The organism is Streptomyces sp. AHU1 (assembly GCF_045343905.1).
In the GTDB taxonomy this organism is placed as follows: Bacteria; Actinomycetota; Actinomycetes; order Streptomycetales; family Streptomycetaceae; genus Streptomyces; species Streptomyces triticiradicis.
Genome location: NZ_CP174283.1, coordinates 4,057,545 through 4,071,695 on the forward strand (window position 1 = coordinate 4,057,545; position 14,151 = coordinate 4,071,695).

The 14,151-nt window shown below is 72.9% G+C and carries 12 protein-coding genes; 3 read left to right on the forward strand and 9 right to left on the reverse strand.

The window, feature by feature from the left end; all coding sequences use genetic code 11:
- Nucleotides 1-31: 31 nt before the first annotated feature.
- A complete protein-coding gene (locus ACICHK_RS18110; protein WP_406837736.1) occupies nucleotides 32-1,378 on the reverse strand; it encodes an MFS transporter in 1,347 nt (448 codons plus the stop codon).
- Nucleotides 1,379-1,449: 71 nt separating this feature from the next.
- Between ACICHK_RS18110 and ACICHK_RS18115 the strand changes: the two genes are divergently transcribed.
- Nucleotides 1,450-2,451 (forward strand): GlxA family transcriptional regulator, encoded by a 1,002-nt coding sequence (locus ACICHK_RS18115; RefSeq protein WP_151469350.1) that lies wholly within the window; start codon nucleotides 1,450-1,452, stop codon nucleotides 2,449-2,451.
- Between the two features lie 64 nt (nucleotides 2,452-2,515).
- Here the strand turns inward: ACICHK_RS18115 and ACICHK_RS18120 are convergent, their stop codons facing one another.
- The 3 genes from ACICHK_RS18120 to ACICHK_RS18130 form a co-directional block, all read right to left on the reverse strand.
- Nucleotides 2,516-3,565, reverse strand: coding sequence for a Zn-dependent alcohol dehydrogenase (locus ACICHK_RS18120; RefSeq protein ID WP_406837737.1), 1,050 nt, complete (start codon nucleotides 3,563-3,565; stop codon nucleotides 2,516-2,518).
- A gap of 168 nt (nucleotides 3,566-3,733) precedes the next feature.
- Nucleotides 3,734-4,906, reverse strand: coding sequence for an acyl-CoA dehydrogenase family protein (locus tag ACICHK_RS18125; RefSeq protein ID WP_406837738.1), 1,173 nt, complete (start codon nucleotides 4,904-4,906; stop codon nucleotides 3,734-3,736).
- 45 nt (nucleotides 4,907-4,951) lie between these two features.
- Complete coding sequence (locus ACICHK_RS18130) at nucleotides 4,952-5,863, reverse strand: SDR family oxidoreductase (protein WP_406837739.1); 912 nt, start codon at nucleotides 5,861-5,863, stop codon at nucleotides 4,952-4,954.
- 96 nt (nucleotides 5,864-5,959) lie between these two features.
- On the opposite strand from ACICHK_RS18130, the gene ACICHK_RS18135 reads away from it, so the two are divergent.
- On the forward strand, nucleotides 5,960-6,895 hold the full coding sequence (locus tag ACICHK_RS18135) for a cyclase family protein (protein ID WP_406837740.1): 936 nt from the start codon (nucleotides 5,960-5,962) through the stop codon (nucleotides 6,893-6,895).
- Nucleotides 6,896-7,409: 514 nt separating this feature from the next.
- On the opposite strand, the gene ACICHK_RS18140 is transcribed toward ACICHK_RS18135, so the two are convergent.
- From ACICHK_RS18140 to ACICHK_RS18155, 4 genes are all read right to left on the reverse strand, one after another.
- Nucleotides 7,410-7,874: an ATP-binding protein gene (locus ACICHK_RS18140; RefSeq protein WP_225860495.1), complete on the reverse strand. Its 465-nt coding sequence runs from the start codon at nucleotides 7,872-7,874 to the stop codon at nucleotides 7,410-7,412.
- 479 nt (nucleotides 7,875-8,353) lie between these two features.
- On the reverse strand, nucleotides 8,354-9,310 hold the full coding sequence (locus ACICHK_RS18145; RefSeq protein ID WP_406837741.1) for an acyl-CoA dehydrogenase family protein: 957 nt from the start codon (nucleotides 9,308-9,310) through the stop codon (nucleotides 8,354-8,356).
- A gap of 8 nt (nucleotides 9,311-9,318) precedes the next feature.
- Nucleotides 9,319-10,473, reverse strand: coding sequence for an acyl-CoA dehydrogenase family protein (locus ACICHK_RS18150; protein ID WP_151469357.1), 1,155 nt, complete (start codon nucleotides 10,471-10,473; stop codon nucleotides 9,319-9,321).
- Nucleotides 10,473-11,660: an amidohydrolase family protein gene (locus ACICHK_RS18155; protein ID WP_406837742.1), complete on the reverse strand. Its 1,188-nt coding sequence runs from the start codon at nucleotides 11,658-11,660 to the stop codon at nucleotides 10,473-10,475. The genes ACICHK_RS18150 and ACICHK_RS18155 overlap by 1 nt, the downstream gene beginning before the upstream one ends.
- 166 nt (nucleotides 11,661-11,826) lie before the next feature.
- On the opposite strand from ACICHK_RS18155, the gene ACICHK_RS18160 reads away from it, so the two are divergent.
- A complete protein-coding gene (locus ACICHK_RS18160; RefSeq protein WP_406837743.1) occupies nucleotides 11,827-13,359 on the forward strand; it encodes a class I adenylate-forming enzyme family protein in 1,533 nt (510 codons plus the stop codon).
- Between the two features lie 87 nt (nucleotides 13,360-13,446).
- On the opposite strand, the gene ACICHK_RS18165 is transcribed toward ACICHK_RS18160, so the two are convergent.
- On the reverse strand, nucleotides 13,447-13,959 hold the full coding sequence (locus ACICHK_RS18165; protein WP_406837744.1) for an EF-hand domain-containing protein: 513 nt from the start codon (nucleotides 13,957-13,959) through the stop codon (nucleotides 13,447-13,449).
- Nucleotides 13,960-14,151: the final 192 nt, after the last annotated feature.

The following is a 14,151-nucleotide window of genomic DNA, read 5'->3' on the forward strand; positions in this document are numbered from 1 at the left end:
GACACGCGGGAGCCGGGTGGCACCCCACCCGTCACGCAGGAGCCGGTGACACCGCCGCGGCCCGCGCCGGGACCGCCGGACGGCGTCGGCGGATCACCAGGACCATCAGCGCGGCCGCGGCGCACAGCGCGCCCGAGGCGTACCAGACCATGTCGTACGAGCCGAAGCGGTCGCGGGCGGCGCCGCCGAGGAAGGCGACGAGGGCGGCGCCGACCTGGTGGGAGGCGAGGACCCAGCCGAAGACGATGGCGCTGTCCTCGCCGTACTGCTCACGGCACAGGGCCAGGGTGGGCGGGACGGTCGCGACCCAGTCGAGGCCGTAGAAGACGATGAAGAAGACCATCGGCGGGTGCACGCTCGGCGCCAGCAGCATGGGCAGGAACAGGAGCGAGATCCCGCGCAGGGCGTAGTACACGGCCAGCAGCCGGCGCGGCTCGAAGCGGTCGGTGAACCAGCCCGAGGCGACCGTGCCGACGACGTCGAAGACGCCGATGACCGCGAGGAGCGAGGCGGCCGCGGTGACGGGCATGCCGTGGTCGTGGGCCGCGGGTACGAAGTGCGTCTGGACCAGGCCGTTCGTCGAGGCCCCGCAGATCGCGAACGACCCGGCCAGCAGCCAGAAGGGGCCCGTGCGGACGGCGGAGAACAGCACGGTCAGCGCGCGCCGGGCGGCGCCCCGCACCGGCTCGGGCTTCGGCACGAACTCCGTCGCCCCGTACGGCGCCTGGCCCACGTCGGCCGGGTGGTCGCGCAGCAGCAGCCAGACGAAGGGGACGACCGCGAGGGCCGCGAGCGCCACGGTGACCGCGGCCGGACGCCAGTCGTGCTCCGTGACGATCCAGGACAGCAGCGGCAGGAAGATCAGCTGGCCGGAGGCCGAGGCCGCGGTCAGGATGCCCGTCACCAGGCCCTTGCGCTCGGTGAACCAGCGGTTGGTGACCGTCGCCGCGAAGGCGAGCGCCATCGAACCGGACCCCAGCCCCACCAGCAGGCCCCAGCAGAGCATCAGTTGCCAGGCCTGCGTCATCCACACGGTCAGCCCGGAGCCGACCGCGATCACGGTCAGGGCCACGGCGACGACCCGGCGGATGCCGAAGCGGTCCATGAGCGCCGCCGCGAACGGCGCCGTGAGTCCGTACAACGCGAGGTTGATCGAGACGGCCGCGCCGATCGTGCCGCGCGACCAGTGGAACTCCTCGTGGAGGGGGTCGATCAGCAGTCCGGGGAGCGACCGGAAGGCCGCCGCGCCGATGATCGTCACGAAGGTGACGGCGGCGACGAACCAGGCCCGGTGGACGCGGTGGACGCGGGGGGACGGAGCGGGGCGGACGGACCGGGAGTCCTCCGGGACCTGCGCGGCTTCGATTGTCTGGGTCACGTCATAGAGCTTCGGGGAACGGGCACCGCCGAACCACTGGCCCGAAGGACAGCATTCGTTAGGATCGGGCCATGGCCACCCCCGGTACGCCGCCCCCGCACCGCGTCGTCGTCCTCGCGCTCGACGGCCTGCTCCCCTTCGAGCTGGGCATTCCGCAGCGCATCTTCGGCAAGGCCCGGGACGCCGGGGGGCGCCCGGTGTACGAGGTCGTCACCTGCTCGGTCCGGCCGCCGGGCCCCGTCGAGACGGACGCCGACTTCTCGGTCATGGTCGGCAACGGTCCGGAAGCGCTCGCCACCGCCGACACCGTGGTCGTCCCGGCCTCGTACGAGCTCGGTCCCGTACAGCAGGAGGGCATCCTGACCCCGGAGCTGGCGGCGGCCCTCGCGCACATCCGCCCCGGCACCCGCCTCGTCTCCATCTGCACCGGCAGCTACGTCCTGGCCGCCGCCGGGTACCTCGACGGCCGCCCCGCCACCACGCACTGGATGCACGCGGAGCACTTCCAGCGGCTCTTCCCGCGGATCGACGTCGACGCGGACGTGCTCTTCGTCGACGACGGCGACGTCCTCACCTCCGCCGGGGTCGCGGCCGGGATCGACCTGTGCCTGCACCTCGTACGCCGTGACCACGGCGCCGCCGTCGCCAACGAGGTGGCCCGCCGGACCGTCGTACCGCCGCACCGCGACGGCGGGCAGGCGCAGTACATCCGGCGCCCGGTCCCGGAGGCGGGCTCGGCCGGCACGACCGCCGCCCGGGCCTGGGCGCTCGGCCGCCTCCACGAGCCGATCCAGCTGCGCGACATGGCCGAGCAGGAGTCCATGTCGGTGCGCACCTTCACCCGGCGCTTCCGCGAGGAGGTCGGCGTCAGCCCCGGCCAGTGGCTCACGCAGCAGCGCGTGGAGCACGCCCGCCATCTCCTGGAGTCCAGCGACCTGTCCATCGACCACGTGGCCCGCGACGCCGGCTTCGGCACGGCCCAGTCGATGCGCCAGCACCTGCAGGCGGCCCTCGGAGTCACCCCGACCACCTACCGGCGCACCTTCAGGTCCGGCACCGGAACCGGCGGCTGACCCCCGGCGGCCCGGAGCCCGCCCGGCCGCCCTTCGGGCAACGACGGGAATCGTCGGACAGGCCCTAGAACGTGAGCACCGCCCGCGCCACCTTCCCCGCGTGCGCGTCCTCGGCCGCCCGCTCGAAGTCCTCGACCGGGTACGTCGCCGTCACCAGCTCGTCGAGGAGCAGACGGCCCTCGCGGTACAGCTCGGCGTACAGCGCGATGTCGCGCTGGGGGCGGGACGAGCCGTAGCGGCAGCCGAGGATGGACTTGTCGAGGTACATCGAGGAGACGAGGAAGGAGGCCTCGGCCGTCGCCGGGGGGACCCCGAGGAGGATCGCCTGGCCGTGCCGGTCGAGCGCGTCGACGGCCCGGCGGATGAGCTCGACGCGTCCGACGCACTCGAAGGCGTGCTGGGCCCCGGTGGGCAGGACGTCCTTCACCCCGTCCACGGACGTCAGGAAGTGCGTCGCGCCGAACTGCCGGGCCACGGCCTCCTTGGCCGGATTGGAGTCGACGGCGACGATCTTCAGCGCGCCCGCGAGCCGGGCGCCCTGGATGACGTTGAGGCCGATGCCTCCCGTGCCGATGACCAGGACGGTGTCGCCGCTCTCGACCCGGGCCCGGTTCAGGACCGCTCCGACACCCGTGAGGACCCCGCAGCCGATCAGCGCGGCCGAGGTCAGCGGGATGTCGCCGGGAATCCGGACGGCCTGCACCGCCTTGACCACCGTGCGTTCCGCGAAGGCCGAGTTGGCGGCGAACTGGTACAGCGGTTCGCCGGAGCGCGCGAAGGGCCGCTGCGGCATGCCGATCGCCTTGCGGCACATCGTGGGCCGCCCCCGGTCGCACTCGGCGCAGGTCCCGCAGTTGGCGAGGGTGGACAGCGCCACGTGGTCGCCGGGCCCGACGTGGGTGACGCCCTCGCCCACGGCCTCCACCACGCCCGCGCCCTCATGGCCGAGCACCACGGGGACGGGGAAGGGGATGGTCCCGTCCACCACGGAGAGGTCGCTGTGGCAGAGTCCCGCCGCGGCGACCGCCACCCGGACCTCCCCGGGTCCCGGGTCCCGTATCTCCAGGTCGTCCACGACCTGGGTCCTTCTCCCGTCGAAGATCACGCCTCGCATCGCGCCGGCTCCCCTCTTCCCGGGCCGCCCCGGGCTGCTCCTGGGCTGTTCCTGGGCCGTTCCTGGGCCGTTCCTGGGCTTCCCCGGTCCTCACCGGGCCGTTCCGAACCTTTCCGTTCCGACCCTTTCCGCTCCGAACCTTTCCGCTCCGGACCGTTCCGGGACCGGTCACGGCCGGCCCCGCGGTTCCTTCGGCAGGCCGAGCGCGCGCTCGGCGATGATCGTGCGCTGGATCTCGTCCGAGCCGCCGTAGATCGTGTCGGCCCGGCTGAAGAGGAACAGGTGCTGGGACGCGTCCAGTTCGTACGGCAGCGCGGCCGACCAGTCCGCCGGGCCCACCGCCGCCGCGGCCCCCCGCACCAGGACCGCCGCCTCGCCGAGCCGCCGGTGCCAGCCGCCCCACAGCAGCTTCGCCACGCTCGGCGCACCCGCGCCCCCGGGACTCCCCGAACCGCCCAGCGTGCGCAGGGCGTTCCACCGCATCGTCCGCAACTCGGCCCAGAGCCGCACGAGTCGCTCGCGCACGACGGGATCGCGGTCCGCCCCCGTCGCCGCGGCCGTCCGCAGCACCCGCCCCAACTCCTCGGCGAAGCCGATCTGCTGGGCGAGCGTGGAGACCCCGCGCTCGAAACCGAGCAGGCTCATGGCGACCCGCCAGCCGTTGCCCTCGCCGCCCACCACGTGCCCGGCCTCCGCCAGGGCCCCGTCGAAGAACACCTCGTTGAAGTCGCTCGTGCCCGTCAGCTGGCGGATCGGACGGACCTCTATCCGGCCGGGCTGGTCCATGGGGACGAGGAGGAAGGACAGACCGTGGTGGCGGGTGGACCCCGCCTCCGTGCGGGCGAGCACGAAGCACCAGTCCGCCTCGTGGGCGAGCGAGGTCCAGATCTTCTGCCCCGTGATCCGGTACGTCCCCGGCGGACCGCCCCCCGTGTCCCGCACGGCGGCCGTCCGGACCCCGGCCAGGTCCGAGCCCGCGCCGGGTTCGCTGTAGCCCTGGCACCACAGTTCCGTCCCCCGGGCGACCGGTGGCAGGAAGCGCCGCTTCTGCTCCGGGCTCCCGTGCGCGATGAGCGTCGGCGCCAGCAGGTTCTCGCCGATGTGCCCGGACCGGGGCGGCGCCTTGGAGCGGGCGTACTCCTCGGCCCACACGACCTGCCGGGTCAGGTCCGCGCGCCGGTTGCCGTAGCCGTCCTCCGCCCAGCCGAGTCCGATCCAGCCGCCCCTGCCGAGCTCCCGCTCCCAGTCGCGGCGCGCGGGGGCGCCGGCCAGGTGCTCCCGGAGCCAGGCCCGCGCCTCGCGCCGGAAGTCCTCGTCCTCGGGACCGAATGCGAAATCCACGCGCCCTCCTCCCCGCCGGTCCCGGGACACCGGGACCGGGAACGGTCACGCGTTGGGGCGCGCCTTGTCCGCCGCCGCCCGCGCCATCGCCTCCAGCTGTTCCAGCAGCGGCATCGGATCGACGCCGACGGTCCCGGGCAGGAAGTCGGCGATCCTCTCCGGGGTCCAGGCGCCCTCGGCGTATCCGGCGCGCAGTTCGCGCGGCTGGGCCCATACGGCGATCTTGGGTCCGGCGATCGTGTAGACCTGCCCGGTGATGCGTTCCTCGCGGGCCCGGTCCGACAGCAGGTAGACCACGAGGGCGGCCACGTCCTCCGGTTCGCCGATCTCCTTCAGCTCCATCGGCACGTTCGCCGACATGCGGGTACGGGCGACGGGCGCGACCGCGTTGGCGGTCACCCCGTACTTGTGCAGCCCGAGGGCCGCGCTGCGCACCAGCGAGATGATCCCGCCCTTCGCCGCGCTGTAGTTGGCCTGCGCCACCGACCCCTGGTGGTTGCCGCTGGTGAAGCCGATCAGCGTGCCCGAGCCCTGTTCGCGCATGACGGCGGAGGCGGCCCGGAAGAGGGTGAACGTGCCCTTGAGATGGGTGGCGATCACCGGGTCCCACTCCTGCTCGGACATGTTGAACAGCATCCGCTCGCGCAGGATGCCGGCCACGCACACCACACCGTCGACGCGTCCGTACGAGGCGAGCGCGGTGTCGACGACGCGCTGCCCGCCCGCCATCGTCGAGATGTCGTCGGCGACCGCGACCGCCTCCCCGCCGGCCGCCTCGATCTCCTTGACGACGGCCTCGGCGACCGAACTCGTGGGCTCGCCGCCCTCGATGGACACGCCGTGGTCGTTGACGACGACGCGTGCCCCCTCGGCGGCCGCGGCGAGGGCGACCGCCCGGCCTATCCCCCGGCCCGCGCCCGTGACGGCGACGACCTTGCCCGCGAGGAAGTTCCCCATGCCCGGCCCCTTCCCGCAGTTTCTGACGGTCCGTTAGATTCCCTTTGGATTCTACGACCCGTCAGACGCCTGGAGACAAGACCCCGGGGAGGACTCATGTCGCAGCCGGCGCTCCGTCCGGAGTTCCACGAGATCGCGAAGCGCGTCAACAACTGGGGGCGCTGGGGTGCCGACGACGAGATCGGGACGCTGAACCTCATCACCGACGAGGTGGTGCGGGAGGCCGCGGCGGCCGTACGGACCGGACGCCGGGTGCCGCTCGCGCTGCCGCTCCAGCAGGACGGCGTGCAGACCGGGATGATCCCGGGCCGGGTCAATCCGCTGCACGCGATGGTGCAGATCAACCAGGAGATCTTCGGCCCCGGCACGGTGGCGTGCAGCGACGACGCCGTGACCATGGGCCTCCAGGCGGCCACCCACTGGGACGCGCTGCCGCACGTCTCGCACTCCGGCCGGCTCTACAACGGCCGCCCCGCCTCCACCGTCACCCCGCACGGCGGCGCCGAGTTCAGCGGCATCGACAAGCCGCGGCACATCGTCTCGCGCGGCGTCCTGCTCGACGTGGCACGGGCGCGCGGCGAACACCGGCTGGCCGGAGGGCACGCCGTCGGTCCCGAGGACCTGGAGGCGGCGGAGGAACTGGCGGGCACGCGGGTGCGGGCGGGCGACATCGTGCTCGTACGGACCGGCCAGATCCAGGTGTACCTGGCGGGCGACAAGCACGGCTACGGCTATCCGTCACCGGGCCTGTCGGTGCGCACCCCCGAGTGGTTCCACGCGCGCGATGTCGCGGCGGTCGCCAACGACACCCTGACCTTCGAGATCTTCCCGCCCGAGATCGAGGACCTGTGGCTGCCCGTGCACGCGCTCGACCTGGTCGAGATGGGGATGCTGCAGGGACAGAACTGGAATCTCGAAGAATTGTCCACAGCCTGTGGAGAAGAGGGCCGGTACACCTTCCTGCTGTCGGCGATGCCCGAGCCCTTCGTCGGCGGCACCGGCACGCCCGTGGCCCCCGTGGCGATCCTCTGACGGCCCGCCCGCCCGGACGCCACTACCGAGGACCGTCCGCCCGAGGGCCGGCTGGCGGCGCGCCTCCCCCACTCCCGACTGCGCCCGGCCGGAAGGTCCCCCACCTCACCCCGGGCACGGCACCACGCGCCGCCATCCGTCTCCGGCGCACCCGCCCTGCCTCCCCTGGCCGTGGGGGAGCCGACGCCGAATCACGACCCGCACTCGCCGAGGGCCCCCGTCACCGGAACCCTCGTCGTCCCCTCGCGGCGAATCGCTGAACACAAGCGTGATCAAACGGACACGTCACGTCAACACCCGATCGGGGATTTACGGTGTTACACCCTATTTGAGACGGCGCGTGCGGAAGCACGGACCGGCGCATTCGGCCACAACGGCGGCCGTGTACAGCGGTTTCGTGCATACATGCACGAAACGCCAGGCATGCGCGGGGAGGGCCACCCCTCCCCGACGCCCCGACCGTTCGCGCGGCGCGCGCGAGGAAGCGGCCGGACCGGCCGTCGAGGGCGGCCCCTCAGACCGCCTCGTACGCGAAGCCTCCGTAGGCGCCGTACGGGGAGTCCTGCGCGGCACCCGAGGCGCAGCGGTCCAGTTCGCACCAGATGCGCTTGCCGGCGCCCTCGGGGTTCCAGCCCCAGCGGTCCGCCAGGCCGTCGACCAGTTCCAGGCCGCGGCCGTTGGTCTCGTCACCGTCCGCGTGCCGGGGCATCGGCGGCCGGGCACTGGAGTCGGCCACCTCCAGGCGCACCGTCGCGGCCCCCGCGCCACCACCCGGCAGGCACAGGCGCAGCACGGCCGGACACCCGGTGTGCACCACGGCGTTCGTGACGAGTTCGGAGACGAGCAGGATCAACGTCTCGGCAAGTGGTTCATCTGCATCTATCCCGGACCCCGCGAGCCTCGAACGGGCCCACTGTCGGGCCCGACCCACCTCTGCGGGGTCGGGCCGGATCTCCAGCTGCACTTGAAGCACCTGCACCGCTCACACCATCCGAACCGGCGGACACATCGCCTCGCGCCTCACAAGGGCCACGATCGTAGCCATTTTCTGCATGGCCAGAACAAGGATCACGGAACGTGATTCCCTTACGAGACAGCATGGTTGACGTACAGTCACCCCAACAAGCGCTTCGGGCATATTCCAGCGCGAAGGAGTACGCGTGCGGCATACTGTGCGACGCTCGCCTTGGGGAGTCGAACAGGCAGGTGCGGGGGTCCGCCCTGCCCCGGGAGCGGCGCGCATCGCCAGGTCCGGCGCGGCCTCGGGGGCAACACCGGGATGGCTCGGCCTCAGAACCACTCGCATCCCACACAAGGTACCGGAGCCCGGCGCCGACTCCAGGCCGTGACAAGTCACGCCTAGGACACAACCAGGTCTCAACGCTCCGTGATTCCGTTCCGCCACGATCCGCGACATCCGCCCGCGCTCCTCCCGCGGCGCCCCGGGCCGGCGGCGGCCTACCCCGCCCCGGACAGCAGATCCTCCGCCAGCTCCTCCTCGCTCCGCGTCGCGCCACCGGGACGGTGGGTGCGCGTCCACGCCCTCTTCAGGTGCAGATGGACGTCGGACTCCCAGGTGAAGCCCATGCCGCCGTGCACCTGGAGACAGTCGCGGGCGCCGCGCACGGCGGCCTCGTCGGCGAGCAGGCGGGCCGCCGCGACGTCCACCGGGTCTGCGGTGACCGAGGCGGCGTAGACGGCCGCGCGGGCCGTCTCGACCCGTACGAGCATGTCCGCGCACAGGTGCTGCACCGCCTGGAAGGCGCCGACCGGCCGCCCGAACTGTTCGCGCGTCCGGGCGTGTTGCGTGGCGATCTCACAGGTCCGGGCGGCGCTGCCGAGCTGTTCGGCGGCGCTGAGCAGCGAGACGAGGAGCCCCTCCGGCGTCCGGGCCGCCCCTCGGCCGGCGGTCGCGGGCAGCCGGTGCACGGGGGTCAGCGGGTCCACCGGCGCCAGCGGCTCGGCCCCGGTGGCGTCCCCCAGGACGACGTCGGCCTCGTCCAGCCATTCCACGAGCCCCCCGTCGGCGGACGTCACGACCGCTTCTCCGGTGGCCGCCCCGGCCACCGCGCCCGCGGCGAGATGGGTGGCGATCAGCGGGCCGGGCAGCAGGACCCGCCCCGCCTCCTCGAAGGCCAGCACGGCCTCCGGGAGCCCCTGCCCGGCGCCGCCCCCGTCCTCGGGCAGGCGCAGCGCGAAGAACCCCGCCGCGCCCAGCTCGCGCCACAGCGCCCGGTCGAGGACGCGCCCGTCCCCCCGGCGCCTCCCGTCCGCCCCCTCCTTCCCGTCCGCCGCGCCCTTACCGTCCGCCCGGTCCAGGGCCGCGCGCAACGCCTCCCGTCCGAAGCGGCCCTCCAGCAGCGCGCGCACGCCCCGCCGCAGAGCCCGTTGGTCGTCCGTGAGCCGGAAGTCCACCGCCGGGTTCACCTCCCCCTGGGAAGGCCGAGGATCCGCTCGGCCACGATGTTCCGCTGGATCTGCGAGGTGCCGGCCGCGATGGTGTACGACAGCGACGACAGCCGGTCCAGGGTCCATTCCCGCCCCAGGTCCAGGGCGTCGGGGCCGAGGACCTCCGCGGCGGCGTCGAACAGCTCCTGGCGGGCGTGCGAGTACGCCAGCTTGAAGACCGAACCGCCGACGCCGGGCACGCCCCCGGTCCCCTGCGCCTCGCTGACGTTCCACTGGGTGAGCCGCCACAGCGCGCGGAACTCGGCGTTCAGCCCGCCGAGGCGGCGGCGCAGCGCGGCGTCGTCCCAGCGGCCGTTCTTCCGCGCCTCGCGCGCGACCTCGCACAGCACGCGCCGGCAGGCGACGACCTCGCCGACGAAGGCGGTGCCGCGCTCGTAGGAGAGCGTCACCATGGTCACGCGCCAGCCGTCGTTCTCGGCGCCGACCCGGTTGGCGGCCGGGACGCGCACCTCGTCGAGGAAGACCTCCGCGAACTCGGTGGAGCCCGCGAGCGTGCGCAGCGGGCGGACGGTGATGCCGGGCGCGTCCATCGGCATCGCGAGCCAGGTGATGCCCCGGTGCTTGCGGGCGCCGGGGTCGGTGCGCACCAGCAGTTCGCACCAGTCGGCCACCTCGGCGTGGGAGGTCCAGATCTTGGACCCGCTGACCACGTAGTCGTCGCCGTCGCGCCACGCGCGCGTGCGCAGCGCCGCGAGGTCGGAGCCGGCGTCCGGTTCGCTGAAGCCCTGGCACCAGACCTCCTCGCCGCGCAGCACGGGCGGCAGCCAGCGCGCCCGCTGCCCCGCGCTCCCCTCGGAGGCGATGGTCGGTCCGGCGTGCAGCAGCCCGACGAAGTTGGCCCCCACGTAGGGGGCGCCCGCCTTCTCGGTCTCCTCCAGGTAGATGAGGTGCTGCGTCGGCGTGGCGCCCCGGCCGCCGGCGTCGACGGGCCAGTGCAGGCCCGCGTACCCGGCGTCGTACAGCATCCGCTGCCAGCCGAGGTCGTACGCCCGTCTGGCGGGCCAGTCGTGCGGGGACGGCTTCGGCGGCAGCGTCGGGAGCACCCCGGCGAGCCAGGTCCGCAGCCGCGCGCGGAACTCCTCCTCCTCTGGGGTGTACGTCAGGTCCACTACAGGTCCAGCTCCAGCATGCGGATGGCGTTGCCCCGCATCAGCTTGTGGACGGTCTCGTCGTCGAGGCCCTTCACGTGGTCGAGGGCGACCTCCTTGGTGTGCGGGAAGGTCGAGTCGACGTGCGGGTAGTCGGTCTCGAAGGTGGCGTTGTCGCGGCCCACCACGTCCAGGGACGCGACCCCGTGCTTGTCGCGGAAGAAGCAGCAGAAGACCTGCCGGTAGTAGTACGTCGACGGGGGCTCCGGGATCAGGTCCCTGACCCCGCCCCAGGCCCGGTGCTCCGACCAGACGTCGTCGGCGCGCTCCAGCGCGTAGGGGATCCAGCCCATCTGGCCCTCGGAGTAGGCCAGCTTGAGGCGCGGGAACTTCACCAGGACGCCGCTGAACAGGAAGTCCATCATCGAGGCCATCGCGTTGTTGAAGGACAGCGAGGCCTGGACGGCGGGGGGCGCGTCGGGGGAGGCGGCGGGCATCTGGGAGGACGAGCCGATGTGCATGTTCACGACCGTCCCGGTCTCCTGGCAGACCGCGAAGAACGGGTCCCAGTGGCCGGAGTGGATGGAGGGCAGCCCCAGGTGGGTGGGGATCTCGGAGAAGGTGACGGCCTTCACGCCCCGGGCCGCGTTGCGGCGGATCTCGGCGACCGCGAGGCCCACGTCCCACAGGGGGATCAGGCACAGCGGGATCAGCCGGCCGCCGCTGTCGCCGCACCACTCCTCGACCATCCAGTCGTTGTAGGCCCGCACGCAGGCCAGGGCGACCTCCTTGTCGTGGGCCTCGGCGAAGGTCTGGCCGCAGAAGCGCGGGAAGGTGGGGAAGCAGAGGCTGGCCTCGACGTGGTTGAGGTCCATGTCCCTGAGCCGCTCGGCGGGGTCCCAGCAGCCGCGCCGCATCTCCGCGCGGGTGATGCCCTCCAGCGTCATCTCGTCGCGGTCGAAGCCGACGGCGGCGATGTTGCGCTTGTACGGGAACTGGAGGTCCTCGTAGATCCACCAGTCGGTCGGCGGGCCGTCCGGGTCCATGGTGATCCGGTACTTGCCCCCGACGTAGGCGAGTTCGCCGATCCCCGCGGTCAGCGGTTTCGGTCCCCGGTCGTGGTACTTGCGCGGCAGCCAGGTCTCGAAGAGGTGCGCGGGCTCGATCACGTGGTCGTCGACGCTGATGATGCGGGGCAGTTCGGTCATGGTCCCCTCCGCCTGGCGTTCATTTCTGATGACCCGTCAGATCCGTCTCTCCGAGCAGGCTAGCCCCGCACCTATGGACCGACAAGGCGGCGGGCCCTACGCTCTGCGCACGATCTGACTGACCGTCAGCCACGGATGCCGAGGCGAACGACCGCAGGGGGCCGAAGTGAACGACACCGCACACGCCCTGAGCTCCGCGCGCACGCTGTGGGAACTGGTCGACCGCCGGGCCGGCCTCACCCCGGACCGGCCCGTCCTGCTCCAGGGTGACCGCTCCCTGACCTTCATCGAGCTGCGCGACCGTGCCGAGCGGGTGGCGGCGGGCCTGTACGAGCGGGGCGTGCGCCCCGGCACGGTGGTCGCCTGGCAGCTGCCCACCCGGATCGAGACCGCCCTGCTGTCCTTCGCGCTGGCCCGGATCGGCGCCGTGCAGTCGCCGGTCATCCCCTTCTACCGCGACCGCGAGGTCGGCTTCGCGCTGCGGGAGTCGAAGGCCGAGTACTTCGCCGTGCCGGGCGAGTGGCGCGGCTTCGACCACACCGCGATGGCGCACCGGCTCGGCGCGAGGAACGTCTTCGAGGCGTACGACGCCCTGCCCGACGGCGACCCCGCCGCCCTGCCCGCCCCGCCCTCCGACGGCACCTCGGTCCGCTGGATCTACTGGACCTCGGGCACCACCTCCGACCCCAAGGGCGTGCTGCACACCGACCGCTCACTGATCGCGGGCGGCTCCTGCCTCGCCCACGCGCTGCGCCTGTCCGGGGACGACGTGGGCTCGATGGCCTTCCCGTACGCGCACATCGCCGGGCCCGACTACACGGTGATGCTGCTGCTGTACGGCTTCCCGGCCGTGATGTTCGAGCACTTCGCGCTGCCCGACGCCCTCGCGGAGTACCGCGGGCACGGCGTGACGGTGGCGGGCGGCTCGACCGCGTTCTACTCGATGTTCCTCGCCGAACAGCGCAAGCGGCCCGGGGAGCCGGTGATCCCGACCCTGCGGCTGCTCGCGGGCGGCGGCGCCCCCAAGCCGCCCGAGGTCTACCACTCGGTCGTCCGGGAGATGGGCGTCCAGCTCACCCACGGGTACGGGATGACCGAGGTCCCGATGATCACGATGGGCGCGCCGGACGACACGGCCGAGAACCTGGCGACCACCGAGGGCAGGCCCCCCGAGGGCATGGAGGTACGGATCGTGGACGCGGCGGGCGCTCCCCTGCCGGCCGGCGTCGACGGGGACGTACGGCTGCGGGGGGAGGCCGTGTGCCAGGGGTATCTGGACCCGGCGCAGACCGCGGAGGCGTTCGACGGGGACGGGTTCCTGATCACCGGGGACGTGGGGCACCTGACCGGGAGCGGTCACCTCGTCCTCACCGGCCGGGTGAAGGACATCATCATCCGCAAGGGGGAGAACATCTCCGCCAAGGAGATCGAGGACCTGCTCCACCGGCACCCGGCGGTCGGCGACGCCGCCGTGATCGGGCTGCCCGACGCCGAGCGCGGGGAGCGCGTGTGCGCGGTGGTGGAGCAGCCGCCGGGGGCGCCGGAGCTGACGCTGGCCGGGGTGACGTCGTACCTGCGCGGGGAAGGGCTGTCCGTGCACAAGCTGCCGGAGCAGCTGGAGGTCGTGGACGCCCTTCCGCGCAACGAGACCCTGCGGAAGGTGCTCAAGTACCGGCTCAGGGAGCGCTTCTCGGGGTGAGAGACCTCAAGGTGAGGTCCGGGGCGAGGTCCGGGGTGTGGTCCCGTCCGGCCCCCGTGGCGGGGGCCGAACGGCCGTCCGCTCCGGTCAGTCCGGCACCGTGAAGTAGCGGGCGAAGGCACTCACGATCTCCGTCTCGCCGATCCGTCCGTCGGCGTCCGCGTCCAGGGCGGCGGCCACGGTATGGGCGATGCCGTCGCCCACACCGAGGGCCCTGAGGACGCGCGTGATCTCCTCGACCGTGGCCGCGCCGTCCCCGTCGGTGTCCGCCACGGCGAGGGCCGCGTGCAGGAAGGGGCGGGCGATCTCGGCGAACCGCTCGGGGTTGTCGCGCAGCCGCTTCACGGCGCCGCTCACGAACTCCTCGCGCGTGATCCGCTGGTCGCCGTCCCGGTCCGCTATCCCTGCCATGCCCTGCCAGAACGCCTCGGCGCCGACGTAGAGGGCCTGGCCCTTGTCGCACCGGGCCGTGGTGCCGAACTCGGCGAGCACGGCCTTGGTCGCGGCGCTGAAGTCCTCCCGGTCGATGTAGCCGTTGCCGTCCTGGTCGAAGCCGGCGAACCGGGCGGCGATCCTGCGCTCGTACTCGGAACTGACCATGGTGTGTTCGGACCGCCTCACTTCTCAGCCGGCCTCGGCCGGACTGCACTTCATCCGGGACGGAGCGTACGACGCCCGGACCCCGCGGGGTGCCGGAAAGCGACGGTTGTGCCAAGAACGCAAGAATTCCGGGACAACGGCGTGGCCTGGGCCGCGCGGCGGTCAGGGGTGCCGTCCGGGCGGGGAGCGGGC